The organism is Psychrobacter sp. Choline-02u-9, from assembly GCF_002836505.1.
Taxonomy (GTDB): Bacteria; Pseudomonadota; Gammaproteobacteria; order Pseudomonadales; family Moraxellaceae; genus Psychrobacter.
Genome location: NZ_PJBF01000018.1, coordinates 1 through 972 on the forward strand (window position 1 = coordinate 1; position 972 = coordinate 972).

The following is a 972-nucleotide window of genomic DNA, read 5'->3' on the forward strand; positions in this document are numbered from 1 at the left end:
ATCTCAAGCGTATCAGCACCGTAGATGGCCTTTAAATCAGCTGCTACGGCCTTCTTGTCCGTCCAAGGTACGAACTTCATCGAATAGCGCACCATATGCACGATACACAGCTGAACCTGAGCGTTAGGGTAGACCGTATTGATGGCATCAGGGAAGCCTTTTAGGCCGTCTACACAGGCAATAAGAATATCTTGAACCCCGCGGTTTTGTAGCTCAGTGAGAACACCAAGCCAGAATTTAGCGCCCTCGTTCTCTGACAGCCACATACCAAGCAGCTCTTTTTTACCATCAAGAGCAACGCCTAAGGCCAGATAGATAGCTTTGTTGATGATCTGCTTGTCCTGACGAACTTTGACGACAATGCAGTCTAAGTAGACGATAGGATAGACGCTGCTCAGTGGCCGGTTCTGCCAAGCGGTGATGTCATCCAAGATGTTGTCAGTGACTCTGGAAACCAAGCTGCTTGAGATGTCGACGTCGTAGATGTCCTTGATGGTTTCGACAATCTCAGTAGTGGTTTGACCTTTGGCGTATGAGCGAGGATCAGCAAGTGTCTGGGAGACACTTGCCCGAAGCGCAAGACGTAAGGCTATGCCTGTAGTGAAATATGATTTTGTCATCAAGACCTGAAATACGGGTTTGATGCTTACTGACAAGTACAGGCTCAAAGCTACTGTCGCGGTCTCTGGGGGTGGAGATCTCAAGCTCGCCTGTGTCGCTACGGACTCTCTTTTTAGTGTGCCCATTGCGCTTATTAGGCCTGTCTGCCTTTTCATGCTTGGGGTAGCCGAGATGCTCTTCCATTTCTGCTTCTAGGGCAGTGTCGATGAAGGACTGCATGAGCTGCTTTTGAAAGTCTTTGATGTCATCGAAGCTTTTCATGCTGCTGGCCATTTGCTCAGCCAGTTTCTTGATGTCAGATTGGTTAGTCATTGCTTATTCTCCTGTTAGTGGATTATAAGCAGTTACACA

1 pseudogene is annotated in these 972 nt (G+C 48.1%); it reads right to left on the reverse strand.

The features are described 5' to 3' along the window. Positions 1 to 933: pseudogene (locus tag CXF69_RS00540) on the reverse strand (IS256 family transposase); the annotation flags it as partial. Positions 934 to 972: the final 39 nt, after the last annotated feature.